Here is a 15,490-nt window from a genome sequence, read left to right on the forward strand (position 1 = left end):
AGCGATCAGAACTCGACGCCCGGCTGCCCTTTGATACCCGAGCGGAAAGGGTGCTTGATCAATTCCATCTCGGTTACGAGATCGGCAATCTCGATCAGCTCTTCCTTGGCGTTGCGGCCCGTCAAGACGACATGGGTCATGTAAGGCTTTTCGTTCTTGAGGAACTCCAGTACCTCGTTGATGTCGAGGTAATCGTAACGAAGCGCGATATTGATCTCATCCAGCAGCACCATGGAGTTGCGCTCATCGCGGATCAGTTCCTTGGCCTTTTCCCAGGCAGCCGTGGCCGCCGCAACGTCGCGGGCGCGATCCTGCGTCTCCCAGGTAAAGCCCTCGCCCATGGTATAAAACTGGCAGAGGTCGGAGAAATGCTTCTCGATCAGGTCGCGCTCGCCTGTCCACATGGCCCCCTTGATGAACTGCACGACAGCGCTTGGCCTTCCGTGGGCGATGTGACGGAAGATCATGCCGAAGGCGGAAGAAGACTTTCCCTTACCCTTGCCTGTGTGGACGATGATCAGACCCTTTTCATCGGTTTTGGTCGACATGATTTTGTCGCGCGCGGCCTTCTTCTTGGCCATCTTGTCGGCGTGACGGGCATCGTCGTTCTTCGGCACGCCCGCGCCGGTTTCGGCCGATTCGTCGCTCATTGCATTCTCCCTGATATGATCGATTTCTGTGCCAGCGGCCCGCCGCGCCAGAGGTAGAGCGCGACAAGCGGCTGGTCTTCCGTGCGCATGGCGTGGCGGATATTCGAGGGGTGATGTATGATCTCACCCGACCAGCGCGGCAGGAACGGTTGGGCATCCTTGCTCCACAGCGAGCCGTCGGTCAGCGGAATATACATCTCCTCAGCCTCGTGATGATGATCCGGATAATGCACGCCGGGACCGAGCAGCAGGAAGCCGCCGGCCATCTCCTCGCTCACGAAATGCCCACGCGTGCCGAAAAGCTCGACCCAGCCGTATCTCTCGAGGAAATCCGCGCCGAAATCGGTAATGCTGTAGGTCTGGGCCCAATGCAGTTCGTCCGCGGCTTGAAGGAGCCTGCCAAGCAGCACGCCTTCCGCCCCATCGCCAGACCGACCATGTTTCCGAAGATAATCGACAACGGGCAAGTCCTGCGGCACGAGCGACCGCTCTTCAGTCGGCCAATCAAAGCCTCCAATGAAATGCCATAGCATCGGGTCACTGCGCGACAGCAGGTAATCTCGAAAAGCAACCAGAAGCTCGCCAATAGCACTCATTCCGCGGCGTCCTTGCCCTTATCCAGATTCTCCAGATCAAACCGCGCCGAATTGCTTCTCGGCGTCCAGAGCTGGCGATCGATCGCCTCGAGCAGACGTTCTCGCATCTCCCTGAGTGCAGCCGGGTTCTTCTCCGTCATGAAATCGCGCACGCGCTGATCGATGATGAAGGCCTGGTAGACGGCTTCGAAGTGGTGATTGCGGACCGCACCCGTCGTTGCGGCGAAGGCAAAGAGATAGTCCACCGTAGCGGCGATCTCGAAAGCACCCTTGTAGCCATGGCGCATGATACCCTCGATCCACTTCGGGTTGACGACGCGCCCGCGCACGACCCGGCCGATCTCCTCTTCAAGCGAGCGGATCACAGGCTTTTCCGGCCTGGAATGGTCGTTATGATAGATTGAAGGGCGCGCGCCGCTGAGTTGCTCGGCCGCCGCCGCCATACCGCCCTCGAACTGATAATAATCGTCGCTGTCGAGCAGATCGTGTTCGCGATTATCCTGGTTCTGTACGACCGCCTGGATCGAACGCAACCGCTCTTCGAAGACGCCTCGCTCGGCACGACCTTCCTCGCCGGCGCCATAGGCATAGCTACCCCAGACAAGATAGGCCTCAGCCAGATCGGCACGCCGCTCCCAACCCTTCTCATCGATCAACGCCTGCAGACCAGCTCCATAAGCGCCGGGCTTCGACCCGAAGACGCGATAGCCCGCCCGATGACTGGCAGACGCCGTGTCCAGCCCGGCTGCCTCAAGCCGCGCGATCTCACCGCGCATGCGCGCCGCAATGGGATTGTCCGCAGCATCTTCATCGAGCATGCCGACGGCGCGGATTGCCCTATCGAACAAAGCGATCTGCTCGGGAAAGGCATCGCGGAAGAAGCCAGAGATGCGCAGCGTCACATCGACACGCGGGCGCCGGAGCATGGCCGGCGGAATGATCTCATAGCCGGTGACGCGGCGTGAGGTCATATCCCAGACCGGCTTGACGCCAATCAACGCCAGCGCCTGCGCGATATCATCGCCGCCCGTGCGCATATTCGACGTTCCCCAGGCCGTCAGGCCGAAGGAAACGGGCCATTCACCGTGATCCTGAACATAGCGGCGGATGAGCAATTCGGCCGATTTCTTACCAAGCTCATAGGCAGCGGGCGTCGGAACCGCGCGGCTGTCGACCGAATAGAAATTCCGTCCCGTAGGCAGAACGTCCGGCCGCCCACGTGTCGGCGCGCCGGAGGGACCGGGAGGCACGAAACGACCGTCGAGGCCTTTGAGCAGAGCTGCAATTTCCGCGTCGCCGCAAGCGAGAATGGAAGGCTGGAGCCTTGCGACGATCTCGTCGAGGACCAGGCGGGTGTTAGGCCAGTTTTCGGGGCAGGCCGTTTCGCCATTCACGAGCTTTGCGGCCAGGAGTTCGATACGCTCGACAGTGTCGCCTTGGGTACGCCAGGGGGTGTCGGAGATACCTTGGAGGATTGTGGGGCACGGCCCGGTCCATTCTGCGGCCATGTCGCAATCCAAAGGATCGAATGGTTTGTTCGGAGAGATACCCCCCTCTGTCAGCTTCGCTGACATCTCCCCCCCAAGGAGGGAGATTGGAGGGAGTATGCCGCTCGTCTTTCCAACCCATTTATCGACAACATCAGCGGATTCGATCTTGGTTTGATCCGAGGAAGCTCCGCGAGCCACCGATCCCCCCCCTTGTGGGGGAGATGTCGCGAAGGCGAGAGAGGGGGGTATCGCACCCTCCACGCCCGCGAACGCATCCCGAGCAATCGCCCGCTGCAAACTCTGATCGCCACTCTCGCCCAGCCCGCGCGGCACCCTTGCCAGCGCCACCGTCAAATCCGTCAGCAGCCGTCCCGACGGCGAAACGCCGAAGATGTGCAACCCGTCGCGAATCTGCATTTCCTTGAGGTCGCAGAGATAGGCATCAAGTTTGCGCAAAGCCTCGTCTTCACCCTCGCCCTTGGCGATGCCGGCATCCTGATCCAGCCCGATATCGGCAACGAGATCGAGAATCTGCTTGCGCAGCAGACGGATGCGGCGTGGGTCGCCGCCGGAAGCCTCGTAATATTCGTCGACCAGCGCCTCCAGATCTTTCAGCGGCCCATAGCTTTCGGCGCGTGTCAGCGGCGGCGTCAGATGATCTATGATGACGGCGCTGGTGCGGCGCTTGGCCTGCGTACCCTCCCCGGGATCGTTGACGATGAAGGGATAAAGGTTCGGCAGCGGCCCGAGGATCGCTTCCGGATAGCAATTTTCCGACAGCGCCAGCGCCTTGCCCGGCAGCCATTCGAGATTGCCGTGCTTACCCATGTGGATGACCGCATGCGCATCGAAGGAGCGGCGCAGGAAGGCATAGAAGGCGAGATAACCGTGCGGCGGCACCAGATCGGGAGAATGGTAGCTCTCCTTCGGATCGATGTTGTAGCCACGCGCCGGCTGGATACCAACGAGCACATCGCCGAAGCGGGCGAACGGCAGAGCAAAGCCGTCACCAATCGCGTAAGGATCCGCCGCCGGCCCGCCCCAGCGCGCCGTAATCTCATCTTGAATCTGTTTGGGAAGCGACGAGAAGAAATCCTTGTAGTCGCTGAAGGAAAGCCTCTCGCGGACCACGCGGCCGTCATGCCCCGAATTTGTCGGCCCTTCCGCCAAGTGCCGCATCAGCGTGTCGCCATCGGCAGGCAGATCGGCAACGCCGTAACCGGCCGCCCGCATCGCCTTCAGCACTTCGATCGTGCCAGCCGGCGTATCGAGCCCGACACCATTGCCGAGACGTCCATCACGATTGGGATAGTTCGCCATAACAAGCGCAACACGGCGATCGCCGGGCGGCGTATTGCGCAGCCGCGCCCAATTGGCCGCAAGCCGCGCCGTATAGCGCATGCGATCCTCAAGCGGCTCGCTGGCAACGATATTGACCTCGACCCTTTCATCATAGCGGGTCGCAGCCTTGAAGGACACGGCGCGGGCAAGAACGCGTCCGTCGACCTCGGGGAGCGCCACGTTCATGCCGAGATCGCGCGCCGAAAGCCCCTGCGAAGATGCCTCCCACGCCTCCTTCGATGAAGCCGAGAAGATGGCCTGCAGAACAATGGCGTCACCAGTCTCCAGCACCGTCGCCTGACGATCCGCACCGGGCGCCGAAACGGCAAAGCCAGTGGCATTGATGACCACGCTTGGCTTCAGCTCGGTAAAGACACTTTCGAGAATACCGACCGACACGGCGTCCTTGAGGCTATAGGCAAAGACCGGCAACGGCCGCATGCCCTCGGCGATAAGCGCCTCTATCATGGCTTCGACGGGCTTGGTTTCACCGCTCTGAACCAGCGCCCGATAGAAGGAAATCGCGATGATTGAGGGTTCGAGTCCCTCCGGGCCCGCCACCCCCAAATTGGAGACTCTCCGCCACTCCTCGACGCCGATCACGCCCCTGCCCGGCCACCAGACCCCGGCCTTCATCAAGGGTACGGCGGGCATCGGCTTCTCGGCACCTGAGAGCATAGCCTCGGCATAGGCGAGAAACGCCCGCGAATTCGCCTCGCCGCCCTCGATCAGATAGGACCAGAGCGCATTGAGATCATCGAGCGCGACGTTGGAAAACGGTGTCAGCCCGGGATCGGGTTTCGAATCTCCCGGCAACACGGCGATCAAGGCACCCTGGCGCGCCGCGCAGGCATGCAGCGCCTCCAGCGCATAATGGAAGTAACTCGCCCCTCCCAACGCCCTCACGATGATGAGCTTCGCATGCCGCGCCGTTCTGTCGATATAGGTATCGACGGACATCGGATGCTTGAGGCTCATCAGGCTTGCAAGCCGAAGGGAACGGCCGCCCTCTCCGTGGGCCGCGGCAATCGCCGCAAGCTCGGTATCGGCGGCCGACAGAAAGAGGATATCGCCGGGCGACTGCCCGAGGTCGATCGCCTCCTCTCCGTCGCTGATGGTTCCCTTTTGAGCCAGGAGGAGATGCATTAGGTTTCAGAGTATGCGGCGGCATACCCCCCTCTGTCCCTTCGGGACATCTCCCCCACAAGGGGGGAGATCATTCGGTTCCATGCTTCGCTGGACTTACCTCCCAAGACCCCGGCAACCTGCAACATCAGTTGTTTTGCGATGGAGCAGCCACGAGCTTCCAATCTCCCCCCTTGTGGGGGAGATGTCACGGTAGTGACAGAGGAGGGTATCGCTCGGCAAAGACTCAACATCGATCAGACCAATGCTTCGATCGCCTTGCGAACGATCGTCTCGTCCATCTCGTGCAGGCCGATCACCACCAACCGGGTCGCACGCGCTTCACCCGGCGTCCAGGCGCGATCGAAATAGGTGTCGATGCGGCTGCCGACGGCCTGAAGCTGCAGGCGCATGGGCTTGCCGGGGACATCGACGAAGCCCTTGAGGCGCAGCACATCATGCGCCGCAATCACGCCCTTCAGCGCATCGACAAAGGCGGCCGGATCGGCAATCGGGCCGAGTTCGACGACGAAGCTGTCGAACTCGTCGTGGTCATGCGGCGTGCCATCCTCGTGCTCCAGCTCGTGATGAGATTTGCGGTTGACGATATCGTCTTCCGTGCCGATCCCGAGGCCGAGCAGGACAGCGGCCGGCACGTCGCCGTTCTTCGCCTCGATGATCGTCGGCTTGCGGGCCGTGCGCGAGGCAACTTCGGCGCGCACGCGGCCGAGACCATCGGTGTCGATCAGATCGGTCTTGTTGAGCACGATCAGGTCGGCGCAGGTCAGCTGATCCTCGAACAGCTCCTCGATCGGGCTTTCGTGATCGAGCGAGTCATCCTCGACGCGAGCAGCCTCCACGGCGTCGTGATCGTCGGCGAAACGGCCGGCGGCAACAGCCGCGCTGTCGACCACCGTGATGACGCCGTCGACGGTGACATGGGTGCGAATGTCAGGCCAGTTGAAGGCGGCGACCAGCGGCTGCGGCAGGGCAAGGCCTGATGTTTCGATGACGATATGATCCGGACGCGCATCGCGCTCCAGAAGCTTCGTCATCGTCGGGATGAAATCGTCGGCGACGGTGCAGCAGATGCAGCCATTGGTCAGCTCGATGATGTCGTCCTCCGTGCAGTTCTCCGCGCCGCAGCCCTTCAGCACGTCGCCATCGACGCCGAGATCGCCGAATTCGTTGATGATCAGCGCGATCTTCTTGCCGCCGGCATTCTGCAGGAGGTTGCGGATCATCGTCGTCTTGCCGGCTCCCAGGAAGCCGGTGATGACGGTGGCGGGAATCTTTTCCTGGTTCATATGGATCAGCCCTTCATTTTCAGCGGCAAGCCCGCTGCGATAAAATAAACTTCGGCACTTGCCGCCGCGACCATCTGGTGCAGGCGGCCGGCATGGTCGCGAAATTCGCGCGCCATGCGATTTTCCGGCACGATTCCCAGGCCCACCTCGTTGGAGACGAGAACGAGCCTTGATCGCGCAGTTGGTAGAAATGCAGTGAGAGCGGCAAATTCTGCCGCCATATCCCGCTCGGCCATCATCAGATTGGTCACCCAGAGCGTCAGGCAGTCGATAAGCATCGCCCGCCCCTCCGCGTCAATGGCGGCAAGCTGCCCGACGAGATCGATCGGCTCCTCATGCGTCTGCCATAGATCGCCGCGATCGGCACGATGCTTGCCGATGCGCTCGCGCATCTCGTCATCCCACGCCTGCCCTGTCGCCACATAGTGACGTTCAAGACCAGTGTCCGAAACCAGAGATTCGGCAAACCTGGATTTGCCAGAACGCGCGCCGCCAAGGACGAAGACCGCTTGGGAAATTGAAGCCGACATGCGTTATGCCCGCTCTCGAGCAAAAGCGAGGGTCGGCAGCACGTCGCTGAAACCGGAAAACGGGCGCCTACACGCCGAAAACTCATCTTGCGCCATGACAACCTCCGTGCTGGCAGCGGAACTCGCGTCCCAAAACAGGCTCTGCGCCCGGCACGCATGGCAGGTCTCCTGGCTCGCGGATGAGGCGCCGCGACGGGGGCGGACCGAAACCGGTCGCCCCCGATCGTGCGCCAGCGGATCTTTCTCACCTTCCCGGCAATGCATCATGAAAAGGCGGACGATTCGTAGAATAAGAGGCGTCCAGCCCCGGTTAATCATAATGCCACGCCAGTGGCTTTTTCGATTTGCGCCTGCCCCGCCCCGTTCGCACCATGCGAAGCATCGACGGAAAAGGCTTCAAACCGAACGAAAGACCCTGACCGCTCTACAGTCGCGGGGTCGGCTGTGATGAGAACGCCCGGATTGGGTCCGCCCCTTCACATTCCCTTTTCATCCCATGCGGCAGATCGCCGCTCAGGAACCATTCGTTATGCCGCAATGATTAGGCTTTCACAGAGTTCAAGTCAATCAAGGGCATGGATGCGACCTGCGCCATCCTGATTGCGAATTCGGTTGAAAATTCCCATGAAACCAGCGGCTTTTTTGCCGTATTTCTTTGATGTTAGGAGTTTATAGAGGGTAAGCCCTCACATTCCAGCAAAAACGTATCGTCCGCTTCCATGCTGCAGAAATTCCAACCGCGACGTCTCGGCGTCTTCTCGGTCCTATTCGATCTCGGTCGCTTCAGGGCATTGCTGCGCCGTGGCGAGCTGGGACTTGTTTTTGCCGGCGCGCTGGTGGGAATAGCGTCCGGCTGTGCCGTCACCGCGATGAGCTATATCTCGCGCAAGCTTCACAGCGTCATCTACGGCATAACAGACTACGAACGCTTGAGTTCGGCGGCGATGGCGATTCCCGACAAATCGGTATTGTTCATCGCGCCGATCGCCGGCGGCATCATTCTCGGCATTCTCCTTTACGTATTGTCGCGCACGCGCAAAAAGCCGATGGTCGACCCGATCGAAGCCAATGCGCTGCATGGCGGCCGCATGTCGCTTACCGACAGCATCATCGTCGCCGTGCAGAACCTGATCTCCAATGGATTCGGCGCGTCCGTCGGGCTTGAAGCAGGTTACACGCAGCTCGCCGCGGGCATTGCCTCCAAATTCGGCTATAAGATGCAGATGCGCCGCGCGGATCTGCGCATGCTCGTCGGCTGCGGCGCGGCCGGCGCCATTGCAGCCGCTTTCAATGCGCCGCTGACCGGTGCCTTCTACGCCTTCGAGCTGATCATCGGCAGTTATTCGATCGTCACCCTGACACCCGTCGTCGTCTCGGCGCTGATATCCACAATGATCGCAAGATTGCTTGCCGGCGATGACTTCGCCATCGATATCGATCATTTCGGGGCGATCGTCCCGGCGGATTATCTCCCTGCTATCCTGCTCGGTGCCTTCTGCGCCGGTATCGGCATCCTGATCATGCAGGGCGTCGCCTGGGTCGAGGAACTGGCACGCAAGAGTTCCATCGCGCCGCCTTTCCGGCCGGCGCTTGGCGGGCTTGTCGTCGGAACACTGGCGCTGATTTCGCCGCAGGTCCTGTCTGCCGGCCATGGCGCGCTGCATCTCAATCTGTCTACGGACGTGACGCTGGGCGCCTTGCTGGGTCTATTTCTGCTGAAATCGCTCGCCTCCGCAATATCGATCGGCTCCGGCTTCAGAGGCGGCCTCTTCTTCGCTTCGCTGTTCATGGGCGCGCTGCTCGGCAAGATCTTCGCCTATTGTGCACCCTATCTCGATCATGCCACGCTGACGCCGGTCGTCTATGCCGTCGTCGGCATGAGCTCGCTGGCCGTTGCCATCATCGGCGGCCCGCTGACCATGACCTTCCTGGCGCTTGAAATCACCGGGGATTTCCCGATCACCGCCCTGGTTCTGGCGGCCGTCATCACCTCGTCCCTCGTGGTGCGCACGACCTTCGGCTACTCCTTCGCCACATGGCGCTTCCATTTGCGTGGCGAGAGCATCCGTAGCGCTCACGATGTCGGCTGGATTCGCAACCTCACTGTCGCCCGCATGATGCGCCCCGACGTGCACACGGGCAGCATCGACATGAGCATCGAGGAATTCCGCAAGAATTTTCCGATCGGCTCGGCGCAGCGTGTCATCCTGATCGACAAGAACGAGAAATATTCCGGAATGGTTCTCGTGCCCGATGTCTATGCGAGCCCGATCGAAAAAGACGACGAGGAGCACGGCCTTTCCGATTTCATCCGGCTGCGCAACGAGTTCCTGCAGCCGCAAATGAACGCCAAGCAGGCAGCCGCGATGTTCGAGCAGACGAAGAGCGAAGCGCTCGTCGTGGTCAACGACCTGATCGAACGCAAGGTCATCGGTCTGCTGACGGAGAGCTATACGCTGCGCCGCTACAGCGAAGAACTCGACCGCCGGCGGCGGGAAGTGTCGGGGGAACTTTAGGCGACCAGACCGTCGAGCCAGGCGGGATCGAGTACACTTTCCAGCTCTGCCGCAACCTCGTCCAGCGCTGCATCGACGCTGGCGCGATAGTTCATGCGCTCGCCGGAAAGACCGAAGCTTGCCAGCAGCTTCGCCCGGTAAGCGTCGCTGCCGAAAAGACCATGCAGGTATGTGCCCATGACGCGGCCATCCGGCGATACGGCTCCATCGGGCCGCCCATCGATCATCGTTGATGGCCGTTCGCAGTCCGGCCCCCGCGTCACGCCAAGATGGATTTCATAGCCCGATAGCGGCACATCATATTCCCTGGAAACGGCAGTGCTATTCCGTACCGTCTTTTCCGGAGCCATTTCCGTCTCGATATCCAAAAGACCCAATCCGGGCGTCTCGGTCATCGATCCCTCGATACCGAGCGGATCGTAAACGGTATGGCCGAGCATCTGATAACCGCCGCAAATACCGATAACACGGCCGCCTCGGCGCACATGCGCGCCTATATCCCGGTCCCATCCCTGCTCGCGCAGATCAAGAAGGTCACCGATCGTGGACTTGGAGCCTGGCAATATCACAAGCCCCGCATCCGCAGGCAAACGCTCCCCAGCGCGAACGAAAACCAGATCGACATCGGGCTCGGCTCGCAGCGGGTCAAGATCGTCGAAATTGGCAATCCGCGACAGCACCGGCACGGCGACCTTGAGCGCGCCGGACGAGCCACGAGCAAGCCGCTCCAGCACAACGGAATCCTCCGCCGGCAGACGCGCCGCCGCTTTCAGCCACGGCACGACGCCATGGCATTGCCAGCCTGTGAAGCCGCCGATGGCCTCTATGCCCTCACCGAACAAGGAGACATCGCCACGGAACTTGTTGATCAGATAGCCGCGGATCATCCGCCGGTCTTCCTCCGGCAATATATGATACGTGCCGACCAGTGAGGCGATTACGCCGCCGCGGTCTATGTCACCGACCAGCACGACGGGGACATTGGCGCGTGTCGCAAAGCCCATATTGGCGATATCGCCGCGCCGAAGATTGATCTCGGCAGGAGAACCCGCTCCCTCGACGACAACGAGATCGGTTCCTGCCCGCATCGTAGCGAAGCTTTCGAGTACGGCTCCAAGCAGCTGCGGCTTCAGCGCCTGATAGTCCCTGCCCTTGGCATGGCCCCAAACCTTGCCCTGCACGATGATCTGGCTGCCGGTTTCCGATTGCGGCTTCAACAGCACCGGATTCATGTGAACCGATGATGGCACCCGCGCCGCCAGCGACTGTAGCCATTGGGCGCGCCCGATCTCGCCGCCATCCTCGGCAACGGCGGCATTGTTCGACATATTCTGCGGCTTGAACGGGCGCACCCTCACGCCTCTGTTTGCGAACAGCCGGCATAGTCCTGCGACCAATACCGTTTTTCCGACATCGGAGCCGGTTCCCTGCAGCATGATCGCTCTTGTCATTCCCCACCACCTCGATGCGCCACAGCCACTGAAAACGCTAGATTCCGCCTTGATTCTGCCGCGATCCCGGGCCTCCGGAAAGAGCGACCACGATACAAAAATGCATCACCCTCAAACATGCTCTGTTTGCGACATTGGATGACGATTTCATCCATTGTGAGTTAGGCAGAAGAGGATTATCTCCATCGCGAAAACACACAACGAAACCGGCCGGTCCGGGTCGGAGGATACCCCAATGCTCTTCATCTTCAACAGACAGAATTCCATTCAGATCGCCTGGAATGGCAAGCTCCCGGTTCGCCGACCGGAGAGCCGCCTGCAGCAGCTCGACACGCGCTTCGGCACGATCGGCTTCATCCGCACCTATAATGTCGGCTGAGAGCGCGTCAATCCGCCGACCCGATACATGAAAGCCGCCATGCGACAGCATCGGCGGCTTTATTTTTGATCGTTATCGACATCGGAACGGGTGCCGCTTCGTGGCAGATCAAACTGTCTCGTAAAGGCACCCTCTAAAGCGCGAAAACCGCGCGATCCGGAGATCGACGCGGTTTGCCAAAAACGCCGGCTTCCCTGCACATACACCGCAAGGTTCGCTTTCCCCGGTACGCAATACCTGATCCAGGGAAGCAGCGGTTTGTCCCCCGCCACGCATCGATTGATAAATGGACATCGTTACTGGAGGGTTATTAAGTGCTTAAATTAGAGTGAATCCGAAAATTTTTTGAAAATTTTCCGCTTTGCGTTGAGAAAGCGTAAACGGCGCAAATAAGATATAAAACGTCTTTCAGGGACGCGATATTTAAGCGCCATTCAAATCCGTCTGAGCAGCAGAGCTTTGAGGAAGCCGTGTAATGGACGTTTTGCAGCCACGAATGGCAGAAAACAGGCTAATTCAGGCGCTTATTTAAGCTTCTCCAAGAGGCACGATAACGTCCATCGCCCGACGGGCTGTTGATTTCTTCATTCAAATCCTTACGCTGCTCAACGTCGATGCACAGAATGCCCGGCCGCGACAGAGTTCCGCGGTCGCAAAAAGACCAAATGCACGACGGCAGCAAAGGGGACCGTACGGGCGTCGTCAGCGGCGTATGAACGGTTGCAATTAGACCGCGCTGACAGGGGATCGACAGAAATCGAACGCGTTTGGAGTCGATTTCCGCAACGTAACGAAAAATTGGGAGACGATATCAATGAAGAAGCTTCTCGCTTCAGCCATTTTTGCATTCGGCGCCTATGCTTTGGCTGGCTCGGCGCAGGCCGCAGACTGCGGCAGCGTATCCATCGCTGAAATGAACTGGGCATCGGCAGGCGTTGCCGCCCAGGTCGACAAGATCATACTGCAAAACGGTTATGGCTGTAACGTCACTCTGGTGACCGGCGACACGCAGCCGACCTTTACCTCCATGAACGAAAAAGGTCAGCCTGACGTTGCGCCCGAGCTTTGGGTCAATGCCGTGCGCACCGCGCTCGACAAGGCCGTATCGGAAGGCCGTCTGATCGTGGCTGCACCGCTTTTGAGCGATGGCGGCGTTGAAGGCTGGTGGATTCCGAAGTTCGTCGCCGACGCGCATCCCGACATCAAGACCGTGCAGGACGCGCTGAAGCATCCTGAACTTTTCCCTGCCCCGGAAGATCCATCCAAGGGCGCCGTCTATGACTGCCCGGCAGGCTGGAACTGCCAGATCTCCACGACCAACCTTTACAAGGCTCTCGGCGCCGACAAGCTTGGCTTTACTCTCGTCGACACCGGCTCGGCGGCAGGTTTGGACGGTTCGATCGCCAACGCCTTCGAAAAGAAGACCGGCTGGCTCGGCTACTACTGGGCGCCGACCGCGATCCTCGGCAAGTACGACATGGTTCGTCTGAGCTTTAACGTGCCGCACGACAAGAAGGAATGGGATGCCTGCACGTCGCAACAGGACTGCGCCAATCCGAAGGTGAACTCCTATCCGGTTTCGGATGTCTACACCGTCGTCACCAAGGACTTTGCGGCCAAGGCCGGCATTGCCATGGACTATATGAAGACCCGCAAATGGGATAATGCCACGGTTGGCAAGGTTCTCGCCTGGATGACCGACAATCAGGGCACGAACGAGGACGGCGCCAAGTACTTCCTCAAGACATACCCCGACATGTGGACCAAGTGGGTTGCTCCGGACGTCGCCACCAAGATCAAGGCTTCGCTCTAATCCATGCTGCGGAATCGGCGGCGGCCTTGTGTTTGCCGCCGATTTTACATTCGCACAGTGCAACCCGAATGCCCCTCATACCGACAGAGTGACATGGCGCAAGGTCGCAACGAGTGCAGATTGATGGTGGCGAATATAGTAAGAATGCAGGGGCAGCCTGAAGAACCGGTCGCAGCGCTGCAAGCCATCCACGCGTGAAGGCCACACGGGCGGAGCGGGACAAAACCGGACTAAGAAGGGGAAATACATGGCTATCCAGTGTACGATCCTGCCGAATGTGCTCTGCAACTTTCCGGCAATAGACGAGTCGATCATCCGTCTCGCACGCAAGAATATCGATGACGGCTTCAGGGCGTCGGTACGCGCCTACGGCACGCTCATCGATGCCATCGTGCAACCGCTGCAATGGTTTCTGAACTATCTCGAATGGGCTTTCACCAACACGCCATGGTTCATCGTGCTCATCGTGATGATGCTCGTGGTCTATGCGGCAAGCCGCAACCTTAGAATCGTTGCCGGCACAGCGATCTCCATGATCCTCATCGGCATCTTCGGCCTCTGGACCGACACGATGGTCACGCTTGCCATGGTTACCGTCTGTACGCTCATCGCCATCGTCATCGGCCTGCCGATCGGCATCCTGATGGCGCGCTCGGACCGGCTGCAGTCGATCGTCAATCCGATCCTCGACGTCATGCAGACCATGCCGAGCTTCGTCTATCTCATTCCGGTCGTCGTCATCTTCGGCATCGGCAAGGTGCCGGGCCTCATCGCCGTCGTCATCTACGCCGTTCCGCCGATGATTCGCCTCACCAATCTCGGCATCCGCCTCGTGGACAAGGAGGTGCTGGAAGCCGCCGACGCTTTTGGCTCATCGCACCGCCAGAAACTCTTCAACGTACAGATCCCGCTCGCGCTGCCCACCATCATGGCCGGCATCAATCAGACCATCATGATGTCGCTGGCCATGGTCGTCGTCGCCTCCATGGTTGGGGTCGGCGGTCTCGGCAAGAACACGCTGCAGGCGATCAACAACCAGTTCTTCACCGTCGGCTTCCTCAACGGTTTCGCGCTGGTTGCCATTGCCATCATTTTCGACCGTACGAGCCAGGCCTACGGCAGAAGGCTCCAGAAGCACTCGGAGGTCATCCATGGCTAGTCACGCGATCCAGATCAAAAGCCTCTACAAGATTTTCGGTCCTCGCGGACGCGATTATATCGATCAGGTCAAGAACGGCCTGGGCAAGGCCGAGCTCAATGAAACGCATGGCCATGTGCTCGGCCTGCAGGATATCAACATCGACATGCCGGCCGGCGCCATCACCGTCGTCATGGGCCTCTCCGGCTCGGGCAAGTCGACGCTGATCCGCCATATCAACCGGCTGATCGAGCCGACGGTCGGCGAAGTGCTCTATGACGGCGTTGACGTCTGCAAGATGAGCGAAAACGACCTGCGCGAATTCCGCCGCCACAAAACGGCGATGGTGTTCCAGAAATTCGCGCTGCTGCCGCACCGCACCGTCATCGAGAACACGGTCTACGGCCTGGATATCCAGGGCGTGCCGCGCTCCGAGAGCGAGAAGAAGGGCCAGTACTGGATCGAGCGCGTCGGGCTCAAGGGCTTCGAAAGGCACTTTCCGAACCAGCTTTCCGGCGGCATGCAGCAGCGCGTCGGACTTGCCCGCGCACTGACGAACGATGCAGATATCCTTTTGATGGACGAGGCTTATTCAGCGCTCGATCCGTTGATCCGCGTCGACATGCAGACCGTCCTCCTCGATCTGCAGAAGGAGCTGAAGAAGACCGTCGTCTTCATTACCCACGATCTCGACGAGGCGCTGCGCCTTGGCGACAAGATCGCGATCCTGCGCGACGGCAAGGTCGTGCAGCAGGGCACCGGCCAGGAGATCGTGCTGCAGCCGGCCGACGACTATATCACGGCCTTCGTGAAGGAGGTGAACCGCGGTCGCGTCATCCAAGCCCAGACGATCATGAAGCCGCTTGCCGGCGAGCCGGGCGGCGCACGTGTACCCGGCGACATGACGCTGGAAATAGCCGCCAAGCAGATCACCGAGGCGGGCCAAACCGGAGCCGTCGTCATGGATGCGGGCGGCAAGCCCATCGGCACGATCGATCTGCAAAGCATCATCGCCGCCATGGTCACGCCGACATCGCACGAGACGGCACAGATGGCGGCAGCCTAGCGGCTCATCTTCATCCCAAACGATCGAGCGCCCTCACCGGGGCGCTTTTTTCTGCCGCCATGGCCGTGTCGACATATGGGTAGCGATC

11 protein-coding genes and 1 riboswitch are annotated in these 15,490 nt (G+C 60.1%); of the genes, 5 read left to right on the plus strand and 6 right to left on the minus strand.

All coding sequences use genetic code 11. From position 1 onward, the window contains the following. Positions 1-5: 5 nt before the first annotated feature. From cobO to cobU, 5 genes are all read right to left on the minus strand, one after another. On the minus strand, positions 6-650 hold the full coding sequence (gene cobO / locus I8E17_RS09085; protein WP_069613150.1) for a cob(I)yrinic acid a,c-diamide adenosyltransferase: 645 nt from the start codon (positions 648-650) through the stop codon (positions 6-8). Further along, positions 647-1,246, minus strand: a complete 600-nt coding sequence (locus tag I8E17_RS09090; RefSeq protein WP_069613151.1) for a dimethylsulfonioproprionate lyase family protein — start codon at positions 1,244-1,246, stop codon at positions 647-649. The genes cobO and I8E17_RS09090 overlap by 4 nt, the downstream gene beginning before the upstream one ends. Beyond that, positions 1,243-5,223, minus strand: coding sequence for a cobaltochelatase subunit CobN (gene cobN, locus I8E17_RS09095; RefSeq protein ID WP_069613152.1), 3,981 nt, complete (start codon positions 5,221-5,223; stop codon positions 1,243-1,245). The genes I8E17_RS09090 and cobN overlap by 4 nt, the downstream gene beginning before the upstream one ends. A gap of 236 nt (positions 5,224-5,459) precedes the next feature. Beyond that, positions 5,460-6,509, minus strand: coding sequence for a cobalamin biosynthesis protein CobW (cobW, locus tag I8E17_RS09100; RefSeq protein ID WP_069613153.1), 1,050 nt, complete (start codon positions 6,507-6,509; stop codon positions 5,460-5,462). A gap of 5 nt (positions 6,510-6,514) precedes the next feature. Then, positions 6,515-7,039 carry a bifunctional adenosylcobinamide kinase/adenosylcobinamide-phosphate guanylyltransferase gene (gene cobU / locus I8E17_RS09105; RefSeq protein WP_069613154.1) on the minus strand — a complete coding sequence of 175 codons (525 nt, stop codon included), beginning with the start codon at positions 7,037-7,039 and terminating at the stop codon, positions 6,515-6,517. Between the two features lie 140 nt (positions 7,040-7,179). Continuing rightward, a riboswitch (cobalamin riboswitch) is annotated at positions 7,180-7,579 on the minus strand. Positions 7,580-7,758: 179 nt separating this feature from the next. On the opposite strand from cobU, the gene I8E17_RS09110 reads away from it, so the two are divergent. Continuing rightward, entirely contained in the window at positions 7,759-9,555 is a 1,797-nt protein-coding gene (locus tag I8E17_RS09110) for a chloride channel protein (protein ID WP_069613155.1), read from the plus strand. Here the strand turns inward: I8E17_RS09110 and I8E17_RS09115 are convergent. Beyond that, positions 9,552-11,006: a cobyric acid synthase gene (locus I8E17_RS09115; protein ID WP_069613156.1), complete on the minus strand. Its 1,455-nt coding sequence runs from the start codon at positions 11,004-11,006 to the stop codon at positions 9,552-9,554. The genes I8E17_RS09110 and I8E17_RS09115 overlap by 4 nt on opposite strands. Positions 11,007-11,241: 235 nt before the next feature. Between I8E17_RS09115 and I8E17_RS09120 the strand changes: the two genes are divergently transcribed. The 4 genes from I8E17_RS09120 to I8E17_RS09135 all read left to right on the plus strand — a co-directional run bounded on the left by I8E17_RS09120 (position 11,242) and on the right by I8E17_RS09135 (position 15,402). Then, the gene (locus tag I8E17_RS09120; RefSeq protein WP_092716115.1) at positions 11,242-11,385 is read left to right on the plus strand and encodes a hypothetical protein; all 144 of its coding nucleotides are present in this window, start codon (positions 11,242-11,244) and stop codon (positions 11,383-11,385) included. Between the two features lie 814 nt (positions 11,386-12,199). After that, on the plus strand, positions 12,200-13,198 hold the full coding sequence (locus I8E17_RS09125) for an ABC transporter substrate-binding protein (RefSeq protein WP_069613157.1): 999 nt from the start codon (positions 12,200-12,202) through the stop codon (positions 13,196-13,198). 247 nt (positions 13,199-13,445) lie between these two features. Further along, positions 13,446-14,357 carry a proline/glycine betaine ABC transporter permease gene (locus tag I8E17_RS09130; protein WP_069613158.1) on the plus strand — a complete coding sequence of 304 codons (912 nt, stop codon included), beginning with the start codon at positions 13,446-13,448 and terminating at the stop codon, positions 14,355-14,357. Continuing rightward, positions 14,350-15,402, plus strand: a complete 1,053-nt coding sequence (locus I8E17_RS09135; protein ID WP_069613159.1) for a glycine betaine/L-proline ABC transporter ATP-binding protein — start codon at positions 14,350-14,352, stop codon at positions 15,400-15,402. Before I8E17_RS09130 ends, I8E17_RS09135 begins: the two co-directional genes overlap by 8 nt. Positions 15,403-15,490 lie beyond the last annotated feature (88 nt).

Source organism: Rhizobium sp. AB2/73, assembly GCF_020871915.1.
In the GTDB taxonomy this organism is placed as follows: domain Bacteria; phylum Pseudomonadota; class Alphaproteobacteria; order Rhizobiales; family Rhizobiaceae; genus Rhizobium; species Rhizobium dioscoreae.

Bases quoted from the DNA above. Each gene is read 5' to 3' on its own strand.
- cobO (WP_069613150.1), bottom strand. From the start codon at position 650: ATGAGCGACGAATCGGCCGAAACCGGCGCGGGCGTGCCGAAGAACGAC.
- I8E17_RS09090 (WP_069613151.1), bottom strand. From the start codon at position 1,246: ATGAGTGCTATTGGCGAGCTTCTGGTTGCTTTTCGAGATTACCTGCTG.
- cobN (WP_069613152.1), bottom strand. From the start codon at position 5,223: ATGCATCTCCTCCTGGCTCAAAAGGGAACCATCAGCGACGGAGAGGAG.
- cobW (WP_069613153.1), bottom strand. From the start codon at position 6,509: ATGAACCAGGAAAAGATTCCCGCCACCGTCATCACCGGCTTCCTGGGA.
- cobU (WP_069613154.1), bottom strand. From the start codon at position 7,039: ATGTCGGCTTCAATTTCCCAAGCGGTCTTCGTCCTTGGCGGCGCGCGT.
- I8E17_RS09110 (WP_069613155.1), top strand. From the start codon at position 7,759: ATGCTGCAGAAATTCCAACCGCGACGTCTCGGCGTCTTCTCGGTCCTA.
- I8E17_RS09115 (WP_069613156.1), bottom strand. From the start codon at position 11,006: ATGACAAGAGCGATCATGCTGCAGGGAACCGGCTCCGATGTCGGAAAA.
- I8E17_RS09120 (WP_092716115.1), top strand. From the start codon at position 11,242: ATGCTCTTCATCTTCAACAGACAGAATTCCATTCAGATCGCCTGGAAT.
- I8E17_RS09125 (WP_069613157.1), top strand. From the start codon at position 12,200: ATGAAGAAGCTTCTCGCTTCAGCCATTTTTGCATTCGGCGCCTATGCT.
- I8E17_RS09130 (WP_069613158.1), top strand. From the start codon at position 13,446: ATGGCTATCCAGTGTACGATCCTGCCGAATGTGCTCTGCAACTTTCCG.
- I8E17_RS09135 (WP_069613159.1), top strand. From the start codon at position 14,350: ATGGCTAGTCACGCGATCCAGATCAAAAGCCTCTACAAGATTTTCGGT.